The sequence below is a fragment of the Promicromonospora iranensis genome, from assembly GCF_028994775.1.
In the GTDB taxonomy this organism is placed as follows: Bacteria; Actinomycetota; Actinomycetes; order Actinomycetales; family Cellulomonadaceae; genus Promicromonospora; species Promicromonospora iranensis_A.
Window position 1 is genome coordinate 280,215 of the sequence record NZ_JAJQMN010000009.1, and the last position, 24,782, is coordinate 304,996.

Genomic DNA, 24,782 nt, shown 5'->3' on the forward strand with positions numbered 1-24,782 from the left:
CCGGGAACGGGCAGGCCAGGGACCGAGGAGCCCGGGACCGGTGGCGGCCACGAGGGCGGTCCTGGCACTGACAAGCCTGGCGCCGACCAGCCTGGCGCCGGCGGCACCGGCGACCGGGAACGGGACGCCCAGGATCACCCCGATGAGGTGTCCGGTGGCTTCACGGTCCCCGGCGCCGTCGCCGCAGGACTCGTGGTCGGCGGTATCGCGGACGTCGTGCCGACCGCGGCCCCCGGCCACGAGAACGACGACACACCTTCGGCCGGGCCGGCCGCCGACCGGGACGTTCCCGGCGCGGGCGTCGATCTCAGCTGGGGTGACAAGGGCGGCAGCGTGCCGACGGCCTACGACGGGATCCCCCTGTCGGAAGGCCTGAGCGAGGGGCTGCGCGCCACACCTCCCGAGCCCGAGGCGGAGGCGGAGACGGCACCAGTCGTGGTGCCCGAAGCCGGCCTCGCCGAGACGGGCCACATGATCACGGGGCAGCTTTCGCTGATCTCACTCCTTCTGGGGTTGGGGATCGCAGCGCTCCGCACGCGTCGCCGGTGAGCGTGGCTCGACCACGCTCTGCCGGTTGACAACGATCCGGGTGCGGTCCTTGTTCATGAGCCATCAAGGTGACTCATGACCGAGGGTCGACCAACACCCGGGTCGGCAGGTTCGAAGGGTCGGGGCGCCGCTGGGGGGCGCCCCGGCCCGCGGACCAGGACAGTACAGAGCGGGAGCTCAGGACATCGGGGGGTGTCCTGAGCGCCCGCTCTGTCATGTGCACGAGGTGCACGTCACAGGCGGGCCGACCGGGCGCGAGCGAGGCCTACTATCGGAAACCATGCGCCATCTGCTTGTCGACACCACGCCGTTGAGGGTGTCGCCCGACTACCGGCGTCTCTGGTTCGGGCTCTCGGTCTCGAACATCGGCACCCAGGTGACCATCGTCGCGGTGGGCCTGCAGATCTACGCCCTGACCGGGTCCACGCTGGCGGTCGGCCTGCTGGGCCTCTTCTCGCTGGTTCCGCTCGTGGCGCTCGGCCTGTACGGCGGGGCGCTCGTGGACCACTACGACCGGCGCAAGGTGTCGCTCGTGTCGTCGCTCGTGCTGTGGGTGGTCGTGGCCGGCATCGCCGCGCAGGCGTGGTTCGAGCTGGAGTCCGTGCAACTGCTGTACGGGCTGGTCGCCGTGCAGAGCGCCGCCTTCGCCATCAACAACCCGGCGCGGTCGGCCATCATCCCGCGGCTGCTCCCGAAGGAGCTCATGCCGGCGGCGAACGCGCTGATGACGCTCTCCTGGAACGTCGCGCTGACCGGCGGACCGCTGATCGGCGCGCTGCTGGTCGCCCAGCTCGGGTACTCCTGGGCGTACACCCTCGACATGGTGCTGTTCCTCGCGGCGCTCTGGGCGGTGTTCCGGCTGCCGCCCGTGCTGCCGGAGGGCACGGAGGCCGACGACGGCCCGCGGAACGGCAGGAGCCGCGTCGGCGGCGTCGGCCTGCGGTCGGTCCTGGACGGTCTGCGTTATCTCGCGACCCAGCCCAACGTGCGCACCACGTTCCTCGTCGACATCTGCGCCATGGTCCTGTCCTTCCCGCGCGTGCTGTGGCCGGCTGCCGGCGTCATCTACCTCGGCGGCGGCGAGACGACCACCGGTGTGCTCGCCGCGGCCTTCGCCGTCGGCGGCATTCTCGCCGGCGTGTTCTCGGGCGGGCTGACGCGCATCCGCAAGCAGGGGCAGGTGATCGTCTGGGCGATCACCGCGTGGGCCGTGTCGATCGCTGCCTTCGGGTTCGTCCTCGTGCTCGTGGGCCGAGGTTCGCCGGACGGGCCGATCGTCTGGGCGGTGGTCGTCGCCGGGATCGCGCTGGCGCTCGCCGGTGGTTCGGACAGCGTCTCGTCGGTGTTCCGGCAGAGCATCCTGCAGACCGCGACCCCCGACCACATGCGCGGGCGGCTGCAGGGCGTGTTCATCGTGGTGGTGGCCGGAGGGCCCCGCCTCGGTGAGATGGTCCTCGGCGTCGAGGCGACCTGGTTCGGCGAGGGCTGGGCGGCCGTCATCGGCGGCCTCACGTGCCTGGTGCTGCTCTGGCTGATCGTGCGCCTGACGCCACGCTTCTGGCGCTACGACGCCCGCCACCCGGAACCCTGACCCCCACACGCGTTGAGTGCTGGGTATTTGTGGGATTGAGGCGTTCGATTCCACAAATACCCAGCACTCAGCCAGGTGGTTTGGTAAGCGGGTGGGTCAGTTCTTCGCGGCGGCGTCCGACGAGCCCGAGGCAGCGCCCCCGTTGACCGGGACCGCCAGGCTCGAGATGAGCTGGTTGATGTCCACACCGGTGAGCTGCTTGATGACGCCCTGCCCCTCGCCGAGCACCGACGCGACGTTCTTGGTGATCGCGGAGGCGCCGTCGGTGGAGATGACGGTCATGCCCTGGATCGAGCCGATCGGCTCGGCCGCGGCACGGACGATCTCGGGCAGGCGCTCGATGAGCTCCTGCACGAGCGCCGCCTCGCCGTACTTGCGCAGCGCCTCGGCCTTGGCGTCGATGGCGGTGGCTTCGGCGAGACCCGCGGCCTCGACGGCGATGGCTCGTGCCCGGCCCTCGGCCTCGACACCGGCGGCCAGGGCGACCTGCCGGTCGCGCTCGGCCTCACCGGCGCGGCGCACCGACTCGGCGGACGCCTCGGCGTCCTGCAGCGCCGCGGTCTTGTTCGCCTGGGCGATGGTCGTGCGCTTGTACGCCTCGGCCTCGGTGGCCGCGTTCTCGGCGTCACGACGGGCGTTGGCGCTCTGGACCTCCGCGTAGGCGTTGGCCTCGGCGGGCTTGCGGACCTCGATGTCGAGACGCTCCTGCTCGACGCGCGCCTTCTCGGCCATGGCCTCGCGCTCCTGCTGGGCCACGAGGCGGTCCTGCTCGGCACGAGCGAGCTGGCCGGCGGCGTCGGCCTCGGCGTTCGCCCTGTCGGTCTCGGCCTTGATGGTGGCCTTCTTGAGGTCCAGTGCCTTCTGCCGCACGGCGATCTGCTCCGCGGCCTCGATCACGGCGAACTCCGCGGCGCGGTTGGCCTCCGCCTCGGAGACCTCGGCGAGCTGACGCGCGTTCGCGGCCTCGGCGCGACCGAGGTTCGCGAGGTAGTCCGATCCAGGCGTCGAGATGTCGGAGATGTTCAGGAGGTCGACCTGGAGGCCCTGCTCGGAGAGGTCGGTCTTGGTGGACTGCACCACGCGGTCCGACAGGCCCTTGCGGTCCGAGATGATCTGCTCGATCGTCATGTCGCCGACGATCGACCGCAGGGATCCCTCGAGGGACTCCTTGATGATCTCGGTCAGCAGGTGCTGCTGGGAGAGGAAGCGCTGGGCGGCGCGTCGGACGCCCTCCTCGTCACCCCGGACCTTGAAGTTGATCGAGGCCTTGATCGCGATCTTGATGCGGTTCTTGTCGACACCCTCGACGGTGATGCCGATCTGCCGCTGCTCGAGGGAGATCGCGAAGCCCTGCTGCAGCACCGGCCACACGAAGGCGCGGCCGCCGACGACGACGCGCTGGCTCGCCATCTGAGCCTCGGACTTCCCCGCGCCGCGGCCCACGATGATCAGGGCCTCGTTCGGTGGCACACGCCGGATGCGGCTCGCGATGAACGCGAGGACGAGGAAGATCGCGAGCACACCCGCCACGACGGCGATGATGCCCACTAGTTGACCGGTCAGTTCCATGTCGGCTCCTGGGGATGCGACGGCCAGGCCCGCAGGCGGTCCCGGCCAGATATGTGGTTGTTCGGGGATGGGGGACGGTGGAGCGCTGGCTCAGCGCACCGGCTCGACCTTGACGCGCGCGCCGTGCTGCTCGACGACGACGATCCGCGTGCCCTGTTCGATGGGCTCGTCGGAGAAGGCGAGCCGGGTCTCGAGCTCGGTGGCGGCGTCGAGGGAGACCTCACCGTGGCCGCGGTCGACGTCCGACGTGACGGAACCCTGGATGCCCACGAGGGACACGGGTGTGTCGTCGTCACCAGCGCGCAGGCGCTTGAGCAGCACGTTGACCAGGACGATCACCAGGATGCCGACCACCAGGCCGGCCGGGTAAGCGACCCATGGCTCGAGGCCGGACGAGAGGACCACCATTCCGGTCGCGCCGAACAGCATGCCGCCGGCGCCCAGCGAGGTGCCCGAGAGGGCGCCGTCGGCCAGCTCGAGGAAGTCCCCGAGCAGCAGCGAGGCGACAGCGAGCGCGAGCCCGAGAAGACCGATGATGATGAAGACGAGCATCCCGGGTCCGTTCGTGAAGATTCGGAAAAGTCGGATGCAACGTATCAGGGGGACTCTTGCGATCCGGGCGTTGACCGGGGTGAAACGCTTCCCGTTCGTCGGCGCTCGCGTCGCGCAGCCGACTGCCGGCGGAGCGTGCGGCTCGCGGCGAGCGTCAGCAGGGTGGCGAACCAGCCGGCACCGACGGTGACGAGGAAGCCCGCGGCCGCCCCGGCGTCGTCCACGCGTGCCCCGGCGAACGCGGCGCCGAGCGAGGCGCCGATGCCGATCGAGGTGCCCACCCACGTCAGGGCCTCGGTGAGCTGATGCCTGCCGACCATGTCCTGCACGAGCCCGTTGCCGGTGATGACGGTGGGCGCGATGGCGAGCCCGGCGACGAACATCACCGCCGCCAGTACCCAGAGCGACTGTGCCAGCAGGAACAGGGACACGCCCGGGCCGAGCGCCGCCATCCCGATCACGAACCGGCGGTACGCCGGGCTGGTGAAGTGCCGCGCCCCGTAGGCGAGCCCTGCGACCATCGAGCCGAGCGCGAACACCGCCAGCACGACACCCGACATGCCCTTGCTGCCCAGCTCCTCCGCGAACGCCACGGTGACCACCTCCATGGAGCCGAAGATCACGCCCATCGCCATGAACACGAGCACCATCACCGGCATGCCAGGGGTGAGGAAGACCGGCCGGTGCCGCACCCCGGCGTCGGGCGCCACGACGGGCGGCTCCGTGGCGCGCTGCACCAGGAACAGCAGACCGCCCACCATGGCCGCCACCCCGGCGAGCACCAGGGCCGACGGCGCTGCGACCGCCGTGGCGAGAGTCGTGGCGAGCACCGGGCCCACGATGTAGACCAGCTCGTCGATCGAGGACTCCAGCGAGTACGCGGTGTGCAGGCGGCGAGAGTCGTCGAGCGCATGGTTCCACCGTGCCCGGACCATCGCGCCGTAGGAGCCCTGGCTGCCGCCGGCGAGCACGGCGAACGGCCACAGCACCCACTCGGGTGCGCCGAGGACCGCGGCGGTGACGAGGCCGCCGAGGCCGGTCACCGACACGACGAGGGCCGGCAGCAGCACCCTCCTCTGTCCGTGCCGGTCGACCCAGCGGCCGATCTGCGGGGCGAGGAGCGCCTGTGCCAGCCCGAGGACGGCCGCGACCCGCCCCGCCATGGCGTAGCTGTCGTAGAGGCCCTGCACCATGAGCACGGCGCCGATCCCGACCATCGACATGGGCAGGCGGGCGAGCGCGCCCGCCGTGGAGAACCTGAGTGCCCCGGGGGTGCGGAGCACTGCCGCGTAGGGGTTGGAGCGGGGCGAAGCGGCGGTCTCTGGCACGGAGCGAGTGTCCCACCGACCACTGACACGAGTCCCCAGGGTTCCACCGGCCGACGAGACGGGCTGGCATCCGGCGCCCCCGAGGGCACACGATTGCCCTATGACCGACGAACCGCAGGTGACCGTTGCTGACAACCCCGACCAGTCCCGTTTCGAGGTGAGCGTCGACGGGACGCTCGCCGGCTTCGCCGCCTACGAGATCGACAGCGGGGCGGTCGTCTTCGTGCACACCGAGGTGTTCGAGGAGTACGAGGGCAAGGGCCTGGCGGGGCAGCTCGCGAAGGCCGCGCTCGGCATGGTGCGCGAGGCCGGTGGCAAGGTCGTGGCGCTGTGTCCCTACATCCGCTCCTACGTGAAGAAGCACGCGCCCGAGTACGACGACCTGCTGCGGGACGCCTCGGAGGCCGCTCCGGAGGTGTGAAACTAAGTTTCACACTTTCGAACACGCTGCAAACTTCACATCCGAAGCGACATGTGCGAGAGTTTCCCCACGGCGTCGTCCGGTGGCATTGTTCGTCACCTCAGTGTGCCGACCGACGCCGGCCAACGTAGCAAAACCAGAACACAGAGCACCACGGCACCAACCCCCAGCAGCCAGCACCGGAGGTCACGTACGTGAGGCACCCCGCCAGCCATGAGGCGACACCCCTGCCCGCCTACGCGCGCACCACGTCGCTCCCGCCGGCACAGCTCTCAGGGCTCAGGTCGGGGCTGGGGCGCAGGGAGTTCCTCACGATGGCGGCGGCGGGTACCGCGGCGGCCGCGATCAGCGTCACCATCGCGGCGCTCGACCCGGCCACGGCGCTCGGTGCTCCGGCGATGACGGGGAACGCCACGCCGGAACCGTCGTCGGGCCTCGGCCTGAAACGTGAGCTGCGGGCCATGTGGATCGCCTCCGTCGTCAACATCGACTGGCCCTCCACGAGCGGCCTCGACGCCGAGGCCCAGCAGGCCGAGTTCCTGCACTGGCTCGACGTCGCGGAGGAGAACCGGCTGAACGCCGTGTTCGTGCAGGTGCGACCCACCGCCGACGCCTTCTACGAGAGCCCGTACGAACCGTGGTCCCAGTACCTGACGGGTACGCAGGGGCAGCACCCGGGCTACGACCCGCTCGCGTTCATGGTCGAGGAAGCGCACAAGCGCAACATCGAGCTGCACGCCTGGTTCAACCCGTACCGCGTGTCGATGCAGGCGGACCCGGCGCAGCTCGTCCCGGACCATCCCGCACGGCAGCACCCGGACTGGGTGTGGGCCTACGGCGGCCGGCTCTACTTCGACCCGGGCGTCCCCGAGGCGCAGGAGCACATCCAGCAGGCGATCCTGCACGCCGTCGAGAACTACGACATCGACGGCGTCCACTTCGACGACTACTTCTATCCGTACCCGGTGGCCGGTCAGACGCTGCCCGACGCCGCGACCTACGAGCGGTACGGCGCGAGCTTCGACACGATCGAGGACTGGCGCCGCGACAACGTCGACCGCTTCGTCGAGACGATGAGCGGCCGGATCAAGGCAGCCAAGCCCTGGGTGAAGTTCGGCATCAGCCCGTTCGGCATCTGGCGGAACTCGACCACCGACCCGCTGGGTTCGGACACCGGTGGCTCCCAGTCGTACGACGACCAGTTCGCCGATACCCGCAAGTGGGTGCTGGAGGGCTGGCTCGACTACGTCAACCCGCAGATCTACTGGCAGATCGGGCTGGCGGTCGCCGACTACGCAGCCCTCGTCCCGTGGTGGGCCGAGGTCGCGGCGCAGTCCGGCACGCAGCTGTACATCGGCGAGGCCCTGTACAAGATGACGAGCGGGGTCTTCACCGACCCCGACGAGCTCACCAACCATCTCGACCTGTGCCGGGAGGTCAGCCGCGACGTCGGGCCGATCCACGGCAACGTCTACTACTCGGCCAAGCATGTGCCCGCCGACCCGCAGGGCGGGATGTCGAAGGTCGTCGAGGACCACTACCGGTACCCGGCGCTGGTGCCGCCCATGCCGCACCTGCCGGCCGAACCCGTGGTCACGCCGGTCCTTGCGAACGTGCGCGCGGTGCGCGACGGCATCCGGATCCACGTGGCGGACATCGGTACCAAGGCGGCCAGGGCGACGTCGTTCGCGGTGTACCGCGTGGCCGGGTCCGTGGACTCCGTCGACACGAACGACCCGGCGAACCTCGTGGGGACGTTCCGCTCGGCGGGCGGACGCGTCCAGTCCTGGCTCGACACCTCGGCCCGGCCCGGTACCGCCTACACCTACGCCGTCACCGCGCTGGACCGGGTCTGGAACGAGACCGACCCGAGCCAGCCACGCTCGAGCAGGTAGCGAGCGGCTAGCGCTCCCGGGCGTCGCCCGGTGAGCGCGTCCTCAGCGCTCGACGGGCAGCCCGGCGCCCTGCCAGGCGATGATGCCGCCGTCGACGTTGGTCGCCTCGAAGCCGACCGCGTCGTTGAGCCACTGCGTGGCGCGCGCCGAGCGGCCGCCGGAGTGGCAGATGACCAGGACCGGTGAGTCGGCGTCCAGCTCGCCGTACCGCGCGGGCAGGTCGCTCAGCGGGATGTGCACGGCGCCCGGAGCGTGGCCGGCGTCCCACTCGTCCTGCTCGCGCACGTCCAGCAGGACGGACCCGGCGGGCACCGGGGAGGCCGGGTCGAGCTCGCTGGGGTGGACCGACGGAATCTCGGGCAGCATCTGCGGGAACATGTCTTCAGCCTACGACGGCGGTGCGGCCGCTCCGGCGGAGACGGAGCCGCCCGGTACCTGGCAGTATCGGTTGCATGGATGCGCGTGCCGGAACTCCCGCCCAGCCCAGCGACCTCATCGACGTCGACCAGGTGGTGGGCGCCTACTACGACCTCTCCCCAGACCCGGAGGACCCTGGACAGCAGGTTGCGTTCGGCACCTCGGGCCACCGCGGGTCGAGCCTGGACCACGCCTTCAACGAGGCGCACATCGTCGCGATCACCGCCGCGATCGTGGAGTACCGGCGGAGCCAGGGCACCGACGGACCGCTCTTCATCGGGCGGGACACGCACGCGCTGTCCCGTCCGGCCTGGCAGACGGCGTTGGAGGTGCTCGCCGCCGCCGGCGTCGACGTCATGATCGACGCGCGGGACTCGTGGACGCCGACCCCCGCCGTCAGCCAGTCGATCCTGCTGCACAACCAGACGCGGTTCGTCGAGGGGACGCCCGGCCGAGGCGCCCCGGGCGCGGGACTGGCGGACGGGATCGTGGTGACGCCGTCGCACAACCCGCCCCGGGACGGCGGGTTCAAGTACAACCCGCCGCACGGTGGCCCCGCCGACTCCGACGCGACGGGGTGGATCGCGGACCGGGCCAACGAGATCCTGCGCACGGGCGCCGGGCACGTGCAGCGGGTGCAGCTGGACGCCGCGCTGGCCTCGGACACGACGCACCGGCACGACTTCCTGTCGACCTATGTCGACGACCTCGTCAACGTGCTGGACCTGGAAGCGATCCGCACCTCCGGTGTCCGGATCGGTGCGGACCCCCTCGGCGGGGCGTCGGTCGAGTACTGGGGTGAGATCGCCGACCGGTACGACCTGGACCTCACCGTCGTGAACCCGCAGGTCGACCCCCGCTGGGCGTTCATGACGCTCGACTGGGACGGCAAGATCCGGATGGACTGCAGCTCGCCCTATGCGATGGCGTCGCTGGTGGAGCGGATGACGAGCGGTGCGGACCCGGTCGGTGGGGCACCCTTTGACATCGCCACGGGGAACGACGCCGACTCCGACCGGCACGGCATCGTCACCGCCGACGGGCTCATGAACCCGAACCACTTCCTCGCGGTCGCCATCGAGTACCTCTACGGCGGGGCCCGCCCGAGCTGGCCCAGCGGCGCGGCGATCGGCAAGACCCTCGTGTCGTCGGCGCTCATCGACAGGGTGGCCGGTGACCTGAACCGCCGTCTCCTGGAGGTGCCGGTCGGCTTCAAGTGGTTCGTCCCGGGCCTGCTCTCGGGCGAGGTCGGGTTCGGTGGCGAGGAGTCCGCCGGCGCTTCGTTCCTGCGCAAGGACGGCCGCGTCTGGTCCACCGACAAGGACGGCATCCTGCTCGCACTCCTGGCCTCGGAGATCCTCGCGACCACCGGCACGTCGCCGTCGGCGCACCACGCCGCGCAGGTCGAGCGGTACGGCGAGAGCTGGTACGCCCGGGTCGACGCCGCCGCCACGCGAGAGCAGAAGGCTCGGCTCGGCGCGCTCTCCCCGTCGGACGTCACCTCGACGACGCTCGCCGGACAGGACATCACCGCGAAGCTCACCGAGGCGCCCGGCAACGGCGCGAAGGTCGGTGGCCTCAAGGTGACGACGGCGGACGCGTGGTTCGCGGCGCGCCCGAGCGGCACCGAGGACGTGTACAAGATCTACGCGGAGTCGTTCGTGTCCGCCGAGCATCTCACCGAGGTGCAGGAGGCCGCGAAGGCACTGGTCGACGAGGCGCTCGCCTGAACGCTCGCTGATCGGCCCCCCGGTCGGGGCCCGGCTGTCCGCTGGTCAGGCCCGCCTTCCGCTGGTCGAGCCTGTCGAGACCTTCTCGACAGGCTCGACCGGCGATCTGCCTAAACGATTCGCGGGGTTCCCGCGGCGGCGGCGTCCTTCCTAGCGTCACGGGATACACCTCGACCGGTCCGGCCGGGGTGAGCCCGACTGAACGGAGAGCGCCATGCCTCGCGTACGACGTCGTACCCGAACGGCGGCCCTGGCCGCAGCCCTCGCCCTCGTGACCACCGGCACCGTCGCGGTATCCCAGAGCGCTGCTGCCGGCGTGACCAGCCTGGAGGCCGCACCCGCGGTGTCGGACCTCTACGTGGACCCCGGCACCCAGGCCTATGCCGCCTGGGAGGCGGCGAGCGGCACGGACAAGGACCTGCTGGCGAAGATCGCCCTGACCCCGCAGTCGTACTGGGTCGGCAACTGGGCGGACGCGGACCACTCCCGTGCGGAGGTGGCGGACTACACGGGCCGTGCCGCGGCCGCCGGACAGACCGGGATCCTCACGGTGTACGCCATCCCGGGCCGCGACTGCGGCAACCACTCCGGGGGCGGGGTGCCCGAGAGCGAGTACGCGCGGTGGGTGGACACGGTGGCGGAGGGCATCGAGGGCAGCCCGATAGTCATCCTCGAGCCCGACGCGCTGGCCCAGCTCGGCGACTGCGACGGGCAGGGCGACCGCGTCGGCTACCTGCGGTACGCGGCCGAGTCACTGACCGCCGCGGGCGCCCGGGTCTACATCGACGCGGGACACTCGGGGTGGCTGAGCGCGGGCGAGGCTGCGCGGCGACTGGAGCTGATCGGCTTCACGGATGCCGTCGGGTTCGCGCTCAACACGTCGAACTATCAGACGACGGCCGACACCCAGGCGTACGCCGAGCAGGTGTCCGCGCAGGTCGGTGGACGCCCGTACGTGATCGACACGTCGCGCAACGGCAACGGCTCCAACGGGGAGTGGTGCAACCCGCGCGGTCGTGCCCTGGGGGAGCAGCCGCGGCTCGTCGACGACGCGACGTCGCTCGACGCGCTCCTGTGGGTCAAGCTGCCGGGCGAGTCGGACGGCGCATGCAACGGTGGCCCCGCAGCCGGCCAGTGGTGGCAGGAGATCGCGCTGGAGCTCGCCGCGAACGCGCACTGGTGACGAGCGGGTGCAGGATCAGTCGGCGGTCGACACCAGGAGGTTGACCAGCCGGCTCAGGACGGCGGTGTCGGGTGCGGCATCGCCGTCCTCTGCCGTGGGGTTCGCGACGACGGCGCTTCGGGCGGACGACTCGTAGACGCTGAGCAGCAGATCGACCGCCGTGCGCTGGTCGACCGTGAACCGCAGGCCGAGGTCACTGAGGATTCGGTCGATCGCGGCACCCACCTCGGTGCGCAGCATCTCCTCCTGGGCAAGGAACGGACGGCCGACGGCCGGGTCCCGCATCGCGAGCAGCTCCAGCTCCGCACGCATCAGGGCCCACTGCCGGGCGTCCCCCGGGTCGGTCACCACGACCGCGAGGATGCTGCGGATCGCGTCGTGATCCACGCAGCCGCCCTGGACGATGCCGGGCTCCAGATCCTTGCGGATGGATTCCAGCGAGGCGAGCTGATGGCGCATGGCCCGCTCGGCGAGCGCGAGGAACAGCTCCTCCTTGCTGCTGAAGTTCGAGTAGAAGGCACCGCGGGTGAAACCGGCGGCCTCGCAGACGGCCTCGATCGACGCGCCGCGGATGCCGTGGTGCGCGAAGACGGTGAAGGCGGCGTCGAGCAGGCGCTCGCGGGTTCGTTCACGTCGGGGGGTCAGGGCCGTGGCGAACGCACGCTCGACGGACGACCCGGAGCCGACGTCGGGGGTGTGCTCAGCAGTCACGGAAGCTCCTCGGGGTATCGAGTGGCCAGTCTATCAATACATCTTTGTATCGGATGCATCCGTGTATCGGATACAGTGGTGCATCGTAGGTCTCTCGCCGTACCCCGCCTCGTCCAGGAGTGTGCGTGTCCTCCGTTCTCTACTCGCTCGGCCGCTGGGCCGTCCGTGCCCGCCGCCTCGTGGTGGCCCTCTGGGTGGTGGTTCTCGTCCTCGTGGGCGGTGCCGCCGGTCTGCTCCAACAGGGTCTCGACAACCAGGTATCCATCCCCGGCACCGAGTCCCAGGAGGCCCTTGACCGCCTGGCCTCGACGTTCCCGCAGGTCAGCGGCGCATCCGCACAGGTGATAGTGGTCGCGCCCGAGGGGGAGTCCATCAAGGACGAGCCCATGCGCTCCGCCATCACCGACGGCGTCGAGGCGATCAACGACGTCTCGCAGGTCGTCGCGGTCACATCGCCGTTCGACGAGCAGATGCCCGCCTCGACGTCCGACGACGAGCGCGCCACGCTCCTCACGATCCAGCTCGACGGCGACCAGGGTTCCATCACCGAAGAGACCAAGGACGCGCTGGGCGTCGAGGCCGACGCGCTGGCGCAGGCTCTGCCCGAGGGTGCCGAGGCGCAACTGGGCGGTCAGCTCTTCTCCTCCAAGTTCCCCGAGATGACGCTCACCGAGGGCATCGGCCTCCTGGTCGCGCTCGTGGTGCTGGTCCTGACGCTCGGCTCGCTCGTGGCCGCCGGCCTGCCGCTGATCAACGCCCTGCTCGGCGTCGGTGCGTCCATGGGGCTGCTGTTCGCCGCGACCGCCCTCGGACCGGTCAACTCGACCACGCCGATGCTGGCGGTGATGCTGGGCCTGGCGGTCGGTATCGATTACGCGCTGTTCATCGTGTCGCGGCACCGGGAGCAGCTCGGCACCGGGCTCGCCGTGGACGAGTCGATCGCCCGGGCCACCGCGACGGCGGGTTCCGCCGTCGTGTTCGCGGGCCTCACCGTGATGATCGCGCTCGTCGGGCTCGGCGTGGCGGGCATCCCGTTCCTCACCATCATGGGTGTGGCGGCGGCGGTGACGGTGGGTGTCACCGTGCTGGTGTCGCTGACGCTGCTGCCCGCACTGCTCGGCTTCGCGGGCGAGCGGCTGCGGCCCAAGCCGTCGCGCCGCGTCCGGAGAGCCGCGGCCAAGGAGGCCAAGGCCGCCGAGGCAGTTGCCGCCGCCGATCCGGAGGTGACCCGCACGCGGGTACCCGCCGTGGCCTCGACCGAGCCGAAGCCGAACCGGTTCTTCACCGGCTGGGTCCGGGCCGTGACCAAGATCCCGGCGCTGACCCTCGTGCTCGTCATCGCCGCCATGGGCGCGCTCAGCTTCCCGGCGCTGGACCTGCGCCTCGCCCTCCCGGACGCGGGTGTGATGGAGGAGGACGACCCGGCTCGCGTCACGTACGACCTCGTCTCGGAGCACTTCGGCGACGGCTTCAACGGCCCGCTGATCGTGACCGGGTCGATCGTGACGAGCACCGACCCGGTGGCGCTCATGAACGAGATCGGTGCGGAGATCGAGGACCTGCCGGGTGTCGCCGACGTACCCCTCGCGACGCCCAACCCCTCCGCGGACACCGGCATCATCCAGGTCGTTCCCGAGGGCGGTCCCACGTCCGCCCAGACCGAGGACCTGGTGCGTGAGATCCGCGCGCAGCACGACCACTTCCTGGACGAGTACGGCGTGGACCTCTCCGTCACGGGCTTCACAGCGGTCGGTATCGACGTGTCCGACAAGCTCGGCAACGCGCTGCTGCCGTTCGCCCTCGTCGTGGTCGGTCTGTCGCTGATCCTGCTCACGATGGTGTTCCGCTCGATCGCCGTGCCGATCAAGGCGACCATCGGCTACCTGTTCTCCGTCGGTGCCGCGTTCGGCGTGGTCTCGCTCGTGTTCGAGCACGGCGTGCTCGCCGAGGCGCTCAACGTGACCCGCACAGGGCCGGTCATCAGCTTCATGCCGATCGTCCTCATGGGCATCCTGTTCGGCCTCGCGATGGACTACGAGGTGTTCCTCGTGTCCCGTATGCGGGAGGACTACGTCCACGGTGGCAGTGCCAGGCACGCGATCACGACAGGGTTCCAGGGCTCGGCCAAGGTGGTCACCGCCGCGGCGGTGATCATGATCGCGGTCTTCGTGGCGTTCGTGCCGCACGGCGACATGAACCTCAAACCGATCGCCCTCGGCCTCGCCGTGGGTGTGGCCGTGGACGCCTTCGTGGTGCGCATGGTCTTCGTCCCGGCTGTGCTCGCACTGCTCGGTGAGAAGGCCTGGTACATGCCGAAGTGGCTCGACCGGGCGCTGCCGTCGTTCGACGTCGAGGGTGAGGGTTTGGCCCGTGAGCTGTCGCTCACGGACTGGCCCGAGCCGGGCGCCACCGACGCGGTGGCCACCGGGGACCTGGAGGTGAGCGGCCGGTCCGGCAGGATCGTCGGCCCGGTGAGCGTCCGGGTGCCCGACGGCGGCACGCTGCTCGTGCACGGTGACGCGACGGCTCCGGTGAGTGCCTTCCTGCTCGCCGTAGCCGGCCGGCTCGACATGACGGGTGGCGTGGCGAAGACCGCCGGGCTCGTGCTGCCCGAACGTGCGTCGTCCGTGCGGCACAGGGTGGCGGTCGTCGACTCGGCCGCCGAGGGCGGCCACCCCGCGGAGGCGGTCCGCCGGGCGCTGCGCGACAAGCCGGCGGTGCTCGTCGTGGACGCCACCGAGACGGTGGGCGACCTCGCAGGCCGGGCCGAGCTGGCCCAGGCGGTGGCCGGCGCACAGCGTGCGGGCATCGCGGTGCTGCTCGGCTCCACGGGCTTCGCGGCGACGGACCTGGTGCCGTCCGGCGCCCCGGTGCTGGACGTCACCCCGGGCGCCCGCGACCCCCGCAGTACAGCACGTGACCAGCAGACAGACGTGACCGAGCAGGAGGTGCGGGCATGAGCACCGCGACGAGATGGCTCCGGCCCGAGCCCTTCCGCAACCCGTGGCGCGCCGTGGCCGTGGCGCTGCTTCCCCTGATGATCCTGGGGCTGCTGATCTCGGCCCTGTGGAACCCGCAGGAGCGGCTCGACACCGTCAAGGCGGCGATCGTGAACCTCGACGAACCGGTCGAGGTCGACGGCCAGACGGTGCCGCTCGGCCGGCAGCTCGCCGCGGGCCTGGTGAGCGGCGGTGAGACGGCGGACGCCGAGGCGGGCGAGGCCGCGGCGGTGCCCGCGTCCGACGCGAGCTACGACTGGCAGATCACCGACGAGGAGGGCGCGGCCGACGGCCTCGCCGACGGTACGTACGCCGCCGTCGTCACCATTCCCGAGGGCTTCTCCGCAGCGGCGACCTCCTTCGGCGGCGACGACCCGGCGAAGGCGCGGCAGGCCACCATCGACGTCGCCACACCGGCCAACGGCCGCGTGCTCGACGACGCCCTCGCGCAGGTGGTGGCGCAGACCGCTACCGGCGTGCTCGGCAGCACCCTGACCGAGACCTACGTGGACAACGTCCTCGTCGGCTTCTCCACGCTCTCGGAGGAGCTGGGCAAGGCCGCCGACGGCGCGGACCAGCTCGCCGACGGAGCCACCGAGGCGGGCAAGGGCGCCAAGGAGCTGGCCGACGGTGCACAGCAGACCTCGGCCGGCGTGGCGGGCGTCGGCGACGGTGTGACGAGCCTCGCCGGCGGTGCCGGCCAGTGGGCGTCCGGCGCGGACCAGTGGGCCGCCGGCGCGGACCAGGCAGCTGCGGGCGTGAGCCGGCTGGCCGATGGTGCCGGGCAGTCCGCCGCGGGCGCCGCGGACCTGGCCACCGGCGCGGAGCAGCTCGCGACCGGCACAGAGGGCGTCGCGACCGGCGCGAAGAACCTGGCAGGCGGGCTCGCGGAGACCTCGGCGAAGCTCCAGGGCGCCGGGGGCGTGCCTGGTCCGGCGGAGGCTGCTTCCCAGCTGGCCGTGGGAGCGACGGATGTGTCGGGCGGGGTTGGCGACCTGGTGAGCGGCATCGAGCAGGCATGCGCGAACCCGGTCTCGGCGCCCTTCTACGCTCAGTTCTGCGCCCAGCTGCCGGAACTCAAGGAGCTGAGTGCTGGCGCGGCGCAGGTCGCCGACGGCATGACCGGCCTTGCGGGGCAGGGAGGCGCCAAGCCGACCGGGCTCTACGAGCTGACCGCCGGTATCGGCGGCCTCGCCGAGGGCGCGAACCAGCTCGCTGGTGGCGCGGAGCAGGTCTCCGGGGGCGCCTCGGAACTCGCTGCTGGCGCGGACCAGCTCTCAGGCGGTCTGTCGCAGCTGCAGACCGGTGCCGACCAGGCAGCAGTTGGCGTGAGCGAGCTGTCCGCCGGCGCCCGGGAGCTCTCCGGCGGTGCCGGCGGTCTCGCCTCCGGTGCTACGGAGCTCGCCAACGGGGTCGGTGAGCTGGAGACCGGCACCACCCAGCTCGCGACAGGCGTGGACGGCCTGGCCGACGGCGTCGGCGAGCTGGCCGGCGGCGCGACCGACCTCTCCGAGGGTCTCGGGCAGGCCACCGAGGAGATCCCCTCGTACACGGAGCAGGAGCGCAAGTCGCTCGCTTCGGTGGTCGCCGACCCGGTTGCCACCGACCGCGAGGTCACCGACCTCGACACCGGTGCGACAGGTCCGATGTTCGCGGTCCTGGCGCTCTGGCTCGGTGCGCTCGCGCTGATGATCGTGTTCTCGCCGGTCCCGCTGCACGCTCGCGGGTCGACGCGCGGCGCGCTCCGGCTCACGCTCGAGACCTTCGCCGTCCCGGCGGTGGTCGGCCTGGCCACCGGCCTCGCGACCGGCGCCGTCCTGGCCGGTATCGAGGACCTCGATCTCGGCGGATGGGCGGCGACCATGGGCTTCGGCGCACTGGTCTCGGTCGCCTTCGTCGCGGTGAACCAGGCGCTGGCGGCAGCGCTCGGTCACGTCGGCCGCGGGATCAGCCTGCTGGTGGCGGTGCTCGTCATCGCGACCGGTGTGGTCTCCACGGTGCCCGGCGTGCTCGAAGGGCTGGCGGCGTTCCTGCCGGTCGGCCCGGCTCTCGACGGCCTCGTGGGGCTGATCGAGTCCGGCGTGGGCGGCGTCGGGATGGCGATCGCGGCGACGACCCTGTGGGGCCTCGCCGGGCTCGCCGTGACGACGGCCATGGTGGCGCGGCGGCGCACGGTCCGAGTCGGGGAGCTGCTCCGGGCGGCATGACGCCGGCCACCGGGCCGAGGTAGACCTGGGGCGAGAGAGACTGCAGCATCTGCGGCCGCTCTCGCCCCAGTCGTCTCTCGCCCATTCTCTCGCCCAGTCGTCTCCCACCTGAGCGCTAGCTCACCAGGACTCGATCTTGCCGGCGTGCTACCTCGCCGGGGCGCGGCGGAGGCGCTCCGCCGTGTCGGGCCACGGGACGTCCACCCGCTTCGTGGGCGACAGCGACTTGGACAGGAACGCGTCGCGCAGCACGATCCCAGCGGGCGAGAGCTCGATGACCGTGAGCTCGGGCCCTTCGCCGTCGAGCAGCCACGGTTCCGCCAGCTCCCGCAGACCACGGTCGAGCACGAGCTCCTCGGCCGCGTGATAGTCCTGCGCCTCGCCCACGGCATGGCCGAGGCGGTTGCGCGGGATCACGTCGGCGTAGTCAGCGGTCAGCGGCTCGAGGTAGCCAACGGTCTCGCCGTCCTCCCGAGTGACGGCGAGCCAGGTGTCGATGGGTGCGATCTCCGGCGTCGTCATGGCCCGACCATAAGGGCGCCTCCTGCACGAGGCCCCCTGTTTTTGGCCGGGAGCCGATCAGCTCCGGTCCGACGTTCAGTCGAAGTACGCCGGCACGTCGACGGCGCCGCCCTCCTCGGCGAATTCCTCGTGGACGGCGGCGCGCAGACCGGCGTCGTACAGGTAGTCCAGGGCCGTCGACGCGAGCCCGGCAGCGCTGTCGACGGCTGCGGACACCGCCGCGGGGCTTGCCGCGGCGGTGGCGAACTCGGCGGTGTGCAGAGCGACGTCCGGCTCGGAGACCTGCACGAGCGGGTGGATGCCGGGGATGCGGAAGGAGAAGTTGCCGAAGTCGGTGGATGCCGCGAGCGTCTCGGACAGCACCCCGGCGGGCAGCGGGTCGCGCCCGCGGCGGCGCTGGGCAGAGACCCACCGGTCGGTGAGCCGCCGGTTGGTGCGCACCGGGAGGCTCGGGTGAGCGCCGTCGTCCCAGGTGATCTCCACGTCCGTACCGGTCATGCGGGCGGCGCCGTGCGCGATGTCGTCCAGGCGCCGTGACAGGTCACGCAAGGTGTCGGCGTACTTGGACCGCGCGTACAGGTGCACGACCGCCCGCTCCGTGATGATGCTCGGCCGGGTGCCGCCCTCCGCGATCGTCGCGTGCACCCGGTCCACCGGCGGCATCTGCTGCCGCAGGAGGCCGATGCCCTGGTAGGCGAGGGTGGCGGCGTCGAGGGCGTTGCGGCCCATGTAGGGCTGGGCGGAGGCGTGCGCGGGGCGCCCGCTGAAGGTCCAGGTCAGCAGGCGGCGACCGAGCCAGACCTGGTCGGCGACGTCGAGCCCGTACGGGTGCACCATGATCGCGGCGTCGATCCCCTCCAGGGCTCCGTTGCGGGCCAGGACCTCCTTGCCTGTGTGCCCTTCCTCGGCGGGTGTGCCGAGCAGGACGACGCGTCCGGCGGGTGCCGCACCGGAGGTCATGACCTCGTGCAGGGCGAGGAACGCCCCGACGCCGGACGCCGCGATGACGTTGTGGCCGCACGCGTGGCCGATGCCGGGCAGTGCGTCGTACTCCGCGCAGATCGCGATGGTCGGTCCGGCGGGGTCGCCGACCTCCGCCCGGAACGCCGTCGGCACGCCGTGCGCGCCGAGCTGGGCCTTGACGCCGTGCCGTGCCAGCACCTCGACCAGCGTCGCCGCGCTGCGGTGCTCCTCGAAGGCCGGCTCGGGGTCGGCATGCAGGCGTCGCACGATCTCGGCGAGCTCCGGTTCGAGCCGGTCGGCTGCTCCCTCGACGGCGGCGACCAGGTCGGCAGGCGCACCGCCGTCGGGCAGCGCTCCCGGCCTGCCGGGCTCGGTGCCACCCGCGGAGGCCGCACCGGTCAGCGCCTCTCGCCGCCCGGCGGTCTCGGCGACCAGGTGGTCCAGGTAGGCGGTGCTGGGCGGGGTGGAGCGGCTCATGCGGTCCATCGTATGGAAGGCCGTAACCTGGCCGAAAAATCACCCTCTACATTGCGATCCTAGGCTGCCTGACCGACGCCGGAGCCGAGACGCCAGAGCCAAGGGAGACCGCATGAGCACCGCAGTACCGTCCGTCCGCCCGTCGCGGGCCGACAGATTTCTGGGCGCCGTGGAGCGGGTCGGGAACAGGCTGCCCGAGCCGTTCACGCTCTTCCTCATCCTCTTCCTGACGATCGCGCTCGTCTCGACGTTCATGGCGCTCGCCGACGTGACCGTGCAGGTGCCGGGGGCCGAGGAGGTCACAGAGATCCAGGGCCTGTTCACGCCCGAGGGCCTGACGTGGTTCACCGAGAACATCGGCGCCAACTACATAGGCTTCCCACCCCTGACGACGGTGCTGACCATCTGGCTCGCTGTCGGTGTCGCGGAGCAGACGGGCCTGCTCGCCGCGGGCGTCCGGGCGGTCTTCGGCTCGGCGCCGCGGTGGGCACTGCCCTACGCCGTCGGTTTCGTGGGCGTCGGGGGCAGCGTCATGTCCGACAGCGCCTTCATCGTCATCCCGCCGCTCGCGGCGATGGTGTTCAAGGCTGCCGGCCGGCACCCGGTGGCGGGCCTGCTCGGGGGCTTCGCCGCCGCGGGTGCCGGCTACTCCACGAACTTCGCCGTGACCAGCCTGGACGCCCTGTTCGCCGGCATCACCGTGTCGGTGACGCAGATCCTGCCCAACCCGGGCGACCCGGTGAACCCGGTGTCCAACTGGTACTTCAACGTGGTCTCGGCGCTCCTGCTGTCCGTGCTCGCCGGGTTCCTGATCGACAAGGTCCTGGAGCCGCGCCTGGTGCGGCAGGGCGTCCGGGTCGAGGAGGCGCGGTTCACCGGCACGGTGGTGCCAGGCGCCGACAGGACCGTGCCGGGGGCCGACGCCGAGGGCGAGCCCGTCGGCGCCGTCCAGTCGGCAGAGCTCTCGGAGACCGAGCGGCGCGGGCTGTGGTTCGCCATCGGTTCGCTGCTGCTGGTGGCCGCGGTGCTCGCGGTCGCGTTCGTGGTACCCGCGTCACCGTGGCGCAACGAGGACGGCGGGTTCCTGCCCGAGTCGCCGCTGCTCAGCTCGATCACCTTCGTGATCTTCGTGCTGTTCCTCGTGCCCGGCGTCCTGTACGGCGTGGTGACCGGAGCCATCGCGTCGATGAAGGACATCCCGCGGATGCTGGAGCAGTCGATCAGGGACATGGCGGGGTTCCTGGTGCTGGCGTTCGTGCTCGGCCAGTTCATCGCACTGTTCAACTGGTCCGGCGTCGGCCAGTGGATCGCCGTGGCGGGCGCCGAGGGGCTCGAGTCGAGCGGCCTGACCGGCTACGGGGCGATCATCGGCTTCCTCGTGCTCGCCTCGCTGCTGAACCTGTTCATCATCTCGGGGTCGTCGCTGTGGACCATCATGGCGGCCGTGTTCGTGCCGATGTTCGCGCTCATCGGCTACGAACCCGGGTTCGTGCAGGCGGCGTTCCGCGTGGGCGACTCCGCCACGCAGATCATCACGCCGCTCAACCCGTACATGATCGTGCTGCTCACGTTCCTGCGCCGGTGGGAACCCGGCGCCGGCCTCGGCACGGTGATGGCGCGGCTGCTGCCCTTCACCGTGGCGTTCTGGCTGGTCTGGGCGGCGGTCCTGTCGGTGTTCTTCTTCTTCGACCTGCCCGTCGGGCCGGGTAACGGGATCTTCCTGGAGTAGCAGGAGACCTACTTGAGGTGGTCCCGCACCAGCTGCTCGGCCAGCCCCGTGTACGTCGCGGGGGTCAGCGCGGCGAGGCGGGCGGCGACGTCGTCGGGCAGGCCGAGGCCTGCCACGAACTCGCGCATGCGAGCGCCGTCCACACGCTGGCCGCGCGTGAGGTCCTTGAGCCGCTCGTACGGGTTCTCCATGCCGGGCACACCCGCGACGGACGCCGCGCGCATCGCAGACTGGACGGGCTCGCCCAGCACCTCCCAGTTGGCGTCGAGGTCCTCGCGCAGCAGCGTCTCGTTGACGGCGAGCCGGTCCAGGCCCCGCGCCACGTTGTCGATGGCGAGCAGGCTGTGCCCGAACGCCGGGCCGATGTTCCGCTGCGTCGTCGAGTCGGTGAGGTCGCGCTGCAGGCGGCTCGTCACGAGCGTCGCCGAGAGGGTGTCCAGGAGCGAGCACGAGATCTCGAGGTTGGCCTCGGCGTTCTCGAACCGGATCGGGTTCACCTTGTGCGGCATCGTGGACGAACCGGTGGCGCCCGCGACCGGGATCTGCGTGAAGAAGCCGAGCGAGATGTACGTCCACACGTCGGTCGCGAGGTTGTGCAGGATCCGGTTGAAGCGGGCGACGTCGGCGTAGACCTCCGCCTGCCAGTCGTGCGACTCGATCTGCGTGGTCAGCGGGTTCCAGTCCAGCCCGAGACCCTCGACGAACGCCTTCGACACGGCAGGCCAGTCGGCGGTCGGGACGGCGACGGTGTGCGCCCCGTAGGTGCCGGTGGCGCCGTTCAGCTTGCCCAGGAACTCGGCGCCCTCGATGCGGCGGAGCTGACGGCGTAGGCGGTGAGCCAGCACGGCGAGCTCCTTGCCCAGCGTGGTCGGCGTCGCCGGCTGCCCGTGCGTACGGCTCAGCAGGGGCACCGCGGCGTGCTCGCGCGCCATACCTGCCAGCTGGTCGACGACGGCGTTCGCGGCCGGGAGCCAGACGTCGCGGACCGCACCCCGCACCATCAGCGCGTACGAGAGGTTGTTGATGTCCTCGCTCGTGCAGGCGAAGTGCACCAGCTCGCTGGCCGCGGGGAGGCTGGTCGTGCCCAGCGCCTCCGGAGCGGCGGCGATGCGCCGCTTGATGAAGTACTCGACGGCCTTCACGTCGTGCACGGTCTCGCGCTCGATCTCGGCCAGCTCGGCGATCTCGTCCGCGCCGAACGTCGCGGGGATCGTGCGGAGGTAGCCGACCTCCTGCGGGGACAGCGTCGGCGCGCCGGGGACCACCGGCGCCTCGACGCCGGGCGCGCCGTTGCACAGCGTGATGAGCCACTCCACCTCGACGTGGATGCGCTCACGGTTCAGCGCGGCCTCGCTCAGGTGGTCCACGAGCGGGGCGACGGCCTTGCGGTACCGGCCGTCGAGCGGTCCGAGCGCGATGGCCGGGCTCACCTCCGCGAGGGTGACGCGGGCGTCGGGGCTGGCAGGGCTGGCGGCAGGCGCGGTCGTCTCAGGCACGTCCTCCATTCTCCCACGGGAGTTCCGCGGAGGACCCGCACAGACCCGCAGGACGGCGTCGCGCCGCCGCGAGCCCGACCACACCCGGCCGTTCCGGGTTGCTGTGCACAGGCGACCCCCACCAGCCGACGCCGACGCCCGGACCCCACCTAGCGTCGTGTTCACCAGAAGACACCAGAGGGGAGCCCGGCGGATGGGCACAGCAGGACGAGCAGCGAGGAAGAGGCGATGACGCGTGCGTGCGGGGCGCCCGCACCCGGATCAGGTGAGCCGAGCACGGCGCTCGCGGCGGCCCTGGAGCTGGTGATCCGGGGGATCGAGCAGCTGCGGGCCGCCGTCGAGGTGGAGTGGCAGGCACCTGCCGCCGAGCTGTACCGGGCAGAGGTGGCTGAGGCGGCGCTCGCCGTAGCGCGCGACCTCCTGCTGCTGAAGGAGGCGATCCGGCGGGCAGAAACCTTCCGTACCGCGGGCGGGCTCGGATGACGATCCCCTGGCCGGCGCGGCCCGGAGGCCCGCACGCGCCGTCGGACACCGTCGTGGTCTACGGGGGAGCGGGCACCACCAGCGTCGAGTCGGACTCGGTGCGCCGAGCGGCCGCCAGGGTGGCAGGTGCCGCCGACGAGCTGCGGGCCGCCGCGGCGCAGTGCCTGGCGGCGAGCGGGAACATCGTGGTGCCGGGGCTCCCGGGAACAGCTCCCGGCATGCCCTGGCCTGACGGCGGCACGGGCGGTGTCGCCACGCTGGGTCCGGTCGCCCTGGCGCTGGAGGCGGCGGCGCACGAGGCGGCGCGATCCCTCGTCGCACGTGCCGACCTGTGCGACCTGCTCGGCTGGCGCCTGCTCCGGGCGGCCGGCCTCTACGAGGAGGCGGAGTCGACGGCGGAGCGGGTGGTCGGCGCCCTGATCACCGCCGGGACCTTCGGTACGGGGGCAGCGCTGGGCAGCCTGGGCTGGGCGGGTCTCGTGGGCGTCGGTGCCGTGGGCGGCGCCGAGGTCGCCGGGCGCCTGGCCGGGGGAACCCTGACCAGCCGGGCCACCGTGGCGGTAGCGGGCTGGGCCGCATCGGGTGCGACGCGCGGGGCCGCGCCCTTCTCGGACGAGCTGTTCGCGGGTGCGGGCAGCGGTGTCGCGCTGGCTCAGGCCGGGCGGGCCGAGGGGCGCTCCGGCGTGGCCGGGGGAGCCGCGGTCCTCGCGCACGTGGCTCGCGAGGCACCGGTTCTCGGGAACGATGACGACGGGTTCCGGGTCATGCGGGTCGGCCCCGGCGACTTCGCTGACGGAGCGGTCCCCGCATGGTCCGGCCGCGGTGCGTCGTCGGTCCAGGAGGCGCTGACCAGGATCGACGACCTCTACCCCGGTACAGGCGGCGCCCCGGCGGCGACCGTGGCGGTGCAGAAGGTGGTGGGGGAGGGCGGCCAGGTGTCCTGGACCGTGCTGATCCCCGGCACCCAGTCGGCGCTGCCGGCAGACCATCCCTGGGACGGCCGGACCGACCTGGAGCTCGTGGCCGGCCAGGCCGACGGCGCCACGGCGGCGATCGAGCGCGCACTCGCCGACTCCGACGTCGGTCCCGACGAGCCGGTGACCCTCGTGGGACACAGCCTGGGCGGAATCGCGGCGGTGGCGCTCGCTTCACGAGCGGGCTTCGCCGAGCGGTACCGGGTCGGGGGCCTCGTCACCGCCGGGTCGCCCACGGGTCTCCTGGCGACACCGCCCGGCGTCCCCGTGCTGCACCTGGAGACCCCGGAAGAGCTCGTCCCGAACACGGACGGCCGCTCTGCCGCGGAGAATCCCCGTACCCGCGACCGGGTCACGGTGGTTCGGTCGTTGCGGGAGTCGACAGACCCCGGCGACCGAACGGCGTCCGGCGACGTGGTGCAGGCGCACTCGGTCACCACGCACGTCCGGACGCTCGACCTCGCGGTAGGGCTCGGTGACCCCCGGGTCGCGGAGGTGGCAGACCGGATCGGCCCGCGCCTGAGCGGCGCGACGGCGGAGACCAGGTACTACCGGGTGGAGCGCGTCAGTCGGTGATCTTGTTGGGCAGGATCGCCAGCAGGATCGTCTGCACCACCGAGATCACCAGCGCCGCGAGCACGAACCACCAGAAGCCACCGTTCACCTCGAGGCCCCAGTTGGGCGTGTCGGAGAACCACGTCTGGTTGGTGATGAGCGTTGTGATCCACAGCATGAACGCGTTGATCAAGAACGACACCAGGCCGAGCGTGAGGATGTAGAGGGGGAGGGAGATGAGCTGGACGATCGGCTTCACGATCATGTGGACCAGGCCGTAGATCACCGCCACCACCACGGTGGCGATGAGTGTGCCCAGAGCGGTGTCGTTGCTGATGATCTCCATGTGGGAGCCGAGGATCAGGGCCGACAGCCAGATTGCGAGTGCGGTGATGAGGATGCGCGCCACGAGCTTCATCTGGTCATCGTGG

The 24,782-nt window shown here is 71.5% G+C and carries 20 protein-coding genes; 11 read left to right on the forward strand and 9 right to left on the reverse strand.

Translation table 11 applies throughout. The features are described 5' to 3' along the window. Positions 1–549, forward strand: a 549-nt coding sequence (locus LUU90_RS18550; protein WP_275005188.1) for a hypothetical protein, incomplete at its 5' end; no start/stop codon positions are given. 280 nt (positions 550–829) lie between these two features. After that, the gene (locus LUU90_RS18555) at positions 830–2,140 is read left to right on the forward strand and encodes an MFS transporter (protein ID WP_275005189.1); all 1,311 of its coding nucleotides are present in this window, start codon (positions 830–832) and stop codon (positions 2,138–2,140) included. Between the two features lie 96 nt (positions 2,141–2,236). Here LUU90_RS18555 and LUU90_RS18560 read toward each other — a convergent pair whose 3' ends face one another. The 3 genes from LUU90_RS18560 to LUU90_RS18570 form a co-directional block, all read right to left on the reverse strand. Further along, positions 2,237–3,709, reverse strand: a complete 1,473-nt coding sequence (locus LUU90_RS18560) for a flotillin family protein (RefSeq protein ID WP_275005190.1) — start codon at positions 3,707–3,709, stop codon at positions 2,237–2,239. A gap of 90 nt (positions 3,710–3,799) precedes the next feature. Next, complete coding sequence (locus tag LUU90_RS18565; protein ID WP_275005192.1) at positions 3,800–4,261, reverse strand: NfeD family protein; 462 nt, start codon at positions 4,259–4,261, stop codon at positions 3,800–3,802. A 44-nt stretch (positions 4,262–4,305) separates the two neighbouring features. Continuing rightward, on the reverse strand, positions 4,306–5,589 hold the full coding sequence (locus LUU90_RS18570) for an MFS transporter (protein ID WP_275005193.1): 1,284 nt from the start codon (positions 5,587–5,589) through the stop codon (positions 4,306–4,308). Between the two features lie 100 nt (positions 5,590–5,689). On the opposite strand from LUU90_RS18570, the gene LUU90_RS18575 reads away from it, so the two are divergent. Both LUU90_RS18575 and LUU90_RS18580 read left to right on the forward strand, forming a co-directional pair. Beyond that, positions 5,690–6,010: a GNAT family N-acetyltransferase gene (locus LUU90_RS18575; protein WP_275005194.1), complete on the forward strand. Its 321-nt coding sequence runs from the start codon at positions 5,690–5,692 to the stop codon at positions 6,008–6,010. Positions 6,011–6,204: 194 nt separating this feature from the next. Continuing rightward, complete coding sequence (locus LUU90_RS18580; RefSeq protein ID WP_275005196.1) at positions 6,205–7,905, forward strand: glycoside hydrolase family 10 protein; 1,701 nt, start codon at positions 6,205–6,207, stop codon at positions 7,903–7,905. A gap of 42 nt (positions 7,906–7,947) precedes the next feature. Here LUU90_RS18580 and LUU90_RS18585 read toward each other — a convergent pair whose 3' ends face one another. Then, positions 7,948–8,283 carry a rhodanese-like domain-containing protein gene (locus tag LUU90_RS18585; RefSeq protein WP_275005197.1) on the reverse strand — a complete coding sequence of 112 codons (336 nt, stop codon included), beginning with the start codon at positions 8,281–8,283 and terminating at the stop codon, positions 7,948–7,950. A gap of 74 nt (positions 8,284–8,357) precedes the next feature. Between LUU90_RS18585 and pgm the strand changes: the two genes are divergently transcribed. Both pgm and LUU90_RS18595 read left to right on the forward strand, forming a co-directional pair. Then, positions 8,358–10,052, forward strand: coding sequence for a phosphoglucomutase (alpha-D-glucose-1,6-bisphosphate-dependent) (gene pgm, locus LUU90_RS18590; protein ID WP_275005199.1), 1,695 nt, complete (start codon positions 8,358–8,360; stop codon positions 10,050–10,052). A gap of 214 nt (positions 10,053–10,266) precedes the next feature. After that, complete coding sequence (locus LUU90_RS18595; protein ID WP_275005201.1) at positions 10,267–11,235, forward strand: glycoside hydrolase family 6 protein; 969 nt, start codon at positions 10,267–10,269, stop codon at positions 11,233–11,235. A 15-nt stretch (positions 11,236–11,250) separates the two neighbouring features. Here the strand turns inward: LUU90_RS18595 and LUU90_RS18600 are convergent, their stop codons facing one another. Continuing rightward, complete coding sequence (locus LUU90_RS18600; RefSeq protein ID WP_275005203.1) at positions 11,251–11,946, reverse strand: TetR/AcrR family transcriptional regulator; 696 nt, start codon at positions 11,944–11,946, stop codon at positions 11,251–11,253. 125 nt (positions 11,947–12,071) lie between these two features. Between LUU90_RS18600 and LUU90_RS18605 the strand changes: the two genes are divergently transcribed. Together LUU90_RS18605 and LUU90_RS18610 are read left to right on the forward strand one after the other, a co-directional pair. After that, entirely contained in the window at positions 12,072–14,906 is a 2,835-nt protein-coding gene (locus LUU90_RS18605) for an MMPL family transporter (protein WP_275005204.1), read from the forward strand. After that, entirely contained in the window at positions 14,903–17,152 is a 2,250-nt protein-coding gene (locus LUU90_RS18610; protein WP_275005207.1) for a hypothetical protein, read from the forward strand. The genes LUU90_RS18605 and LUU90_RS18610 overlap by 4 nt, the downstream gene beginning before the upstream one ends. A 147-nt stretch (positions 17,153–17,299) precedes the next feature. Here LUU90_RS18610 and LUU90_RS18615 read toward each other — a convergent pair whose 3' ends face one another. Both LUU90_RS18615 and LUU90_RS18620 read right to left on the reverse strand, forming a co-directional pair. After that, positions 17,300–17,674 (reverse strand): hypothetical protein, encoded by a 375-nt coding sequence (locus LUU90_RS18615; RefSeq protein WP_275005209.1) that lies wholly within the window; start codon positions 17,672–17,674, stop codon positions 17,300–17,302. Positions 17,675–17,749: 75 nt separating this feature from the next. Then, positions 17,750–19,123, reverse strand: coding sequence for a M20 family metallopeptidase (locus LUU90_RS18620; RefSeq protein WP_275005210.1), 1,374 nt, complete (start codon positions 19,121–19,123; stop codon positions 17,750–17,752). A 103-nt stretch (positions 19,124–19,226) separates the two neighbouring features. Between LUU90_RS18620 and LUU90_RS18625 the strand changes: the two genes are divergently transcribed. After that, the gene (locus LUU90_RS18625; protein WP_275005212.1) at positions 19,227–20,843 is read left to right on the forward strand and encodes an AbgT family transporter; all 1,617 of its coding nucleotides are present in this window, start codon (positions 19,227–19,229) and stop codon (positions 20,841–20,843) included. An 8-nt stretch (positions 20,844–20,851) separates the two neighbouring features. On the opposite strand, the gene purB is transcribed toward LUU90_RS18625, so the two are convergent. Next, entirely contained in the window at positions 20,852–22,348 is a 1,497-nt protein-coding gene (gene purB, locus LUU90_RS18630) for an adenylosuccinate lyase (RefSeq protein ID WP_275005213.1), read from the reverse strand. A 219-nt stretch (positions 22,349–22,567) separates the two neighbouring features. On the opposite strand from purB, the gene LUU90_RS18635 reads away from it, so the two are divergent. Together LUU90_RS18635 and LUU90_RS18640 are read left to right on the forward strand one after the other, a co-directional pair. Then, positions 22,568–22,822 carry a hypothetical protein gene (locus tag LUU90_RS18635; RefSeq protein ID WP_275005215.1) on the forward strand — a complete coding sequence of 85 codons (255 nt, stop codon included), beginning with the start codon at positions 22,568–22,570 and terminating at the stop codon, positions 22,820–22,822. Continuing rightward, on the forward strand, positions 22,819–24,372 hold the full coding sequence (locus LUU90_RS18640) for a hypothetical protein (protein ID WP_275005217.1): 1,554 nt from the start codon (positions 22,819–22,821) through the stop codon (positions 24,370–24,372). Before LUU90_RS18635 ends, LUU90_RS18640 begins: the two co-directional genes overlap by 4 nt. Here the strand turns inward: LUU90_RS18640 and LUU90_RS18645 are convergent. Next, positions 24,362–24,769, reverse strand: coding sequence for a phage holin family protein (locus LUU90_RS18645; RefSeq protein ID WP_275005218.1), 408 nt, complete (start codon positions 24,767–24,769; stop codon positions 24,362–24,364). The two genes, LUU90_RS18640 and LUU90_RS18645, sit on opposite strands and share 11 nt — an antisense overlap. Between the last annotated feature and the right edge of the window lie 13 nt (positions 24,770–24,782).

Bases quoted from the DNA above. Each gene is read 5' to 3' on its own strand.
- LUU90_RS18555 (WP_275005189.1), top strand. From the start codon at position 830: ATGCGCCATCTGCTTGTCGACACCACGCCGTTGAGGGTGTCGCCCGAC.
- LUU90_RS18560 (WP_275005190.1), bottom strand. From the start codon at position 3,709: ATGGAACTGACCGGTCAACTAGTGGGCATCATCGCCGTCGTGGCGGGT.
- LUU90_RS18565 (WP_275005192.1), bottom strand. From the start codon at position 4,261: ATGCTCGTCTTCATCATCATCGGTCTTCTCGGGCTCGCGCTCGCTGTC.
- LUU90_RS18575 (WP_275005194.1), top strand. From the start codon at position 5,690: ATGACCGACGAACCGCAGGTGACCGTTGCTGACAACCCCGACCAGTCC.
- LUU90_RS18585 (WP_275005197.1), bottom strand. From the start codon at position 8,283: ATGTTCCCGCAGATGCTGCCCGAGATTCCGTCGGTCCACCCCAGCGAG.
- pgm (WP_275005199.1), top strand. From the start codon at position 8,358: ATGGATGCGCGTGCCGGAACTCCCGCCCAGCCCAGCGACCTCATCGAC.
- LUU90_RS18595 (WP_275005201.1), top strand. From the start codon at position 10,267: ATGCCTCGCGTACGACGTCGTACCCGAACGGCGGCCCTGGCCGCAGCC.
- LUU90_RS18610 (WP_275005207.1), top strand. From the start codon at position 14,903: ATGAGCACCGCGACGAGATGGCTCCGGCCCGAGCCCTTCCGCAACCCG.
- LUU90_RS18615 (WP_275005209.1), bottom strand. From the start codon at position 17,674: ATGACGACGCCGGAGATCGCACCCATCGACACCTGGCTCGCCGTCACT.
- LUU90_RS18620 (WP_275005210.1), bottom strand. From the start codon at position 19,123: ATGGACCGCATGAGCCGCTCCACCCCGCCCAGCACCGCCTACCTGGAC.
- LUU90_RS18625 (WP_275005212.1), top strand. From the start codon at position 19,227: ATGAGCACCGCAGTACCGTCCGTCCGCCCGTCGCGGGCCGACAGATTT.
- purB (WP_275005213.1), bottom strand. From the start codon at position 22,348: ATGGAGGACGTGCCTGAGACGACCGCGCCTGCCGCCAGCCCTGCCAGC.
- LUU90_RS18635 (WP_275005215.1), top strand. From the start codon at position 22,568: ATGACGCGTGCGTGCGGGGCGCCCGCACCCGGATCAGGTGAGCCGAGC.
- LUU90_RS18640 (WP_275005217.1), top strand. From the start codon at position 22,819: ATGACGATCCCCTGGCCGGCGCGGCCCGGAGGCCCGCACGCGCCGTCG.
- LUU90_RS18645 (WP_275005218.1), bottom strand. From the start codon at position 24,769: ATGAAGCTCGTGGCGCGCATCCTCATCACCGCACTCGCAATCTGGCTG.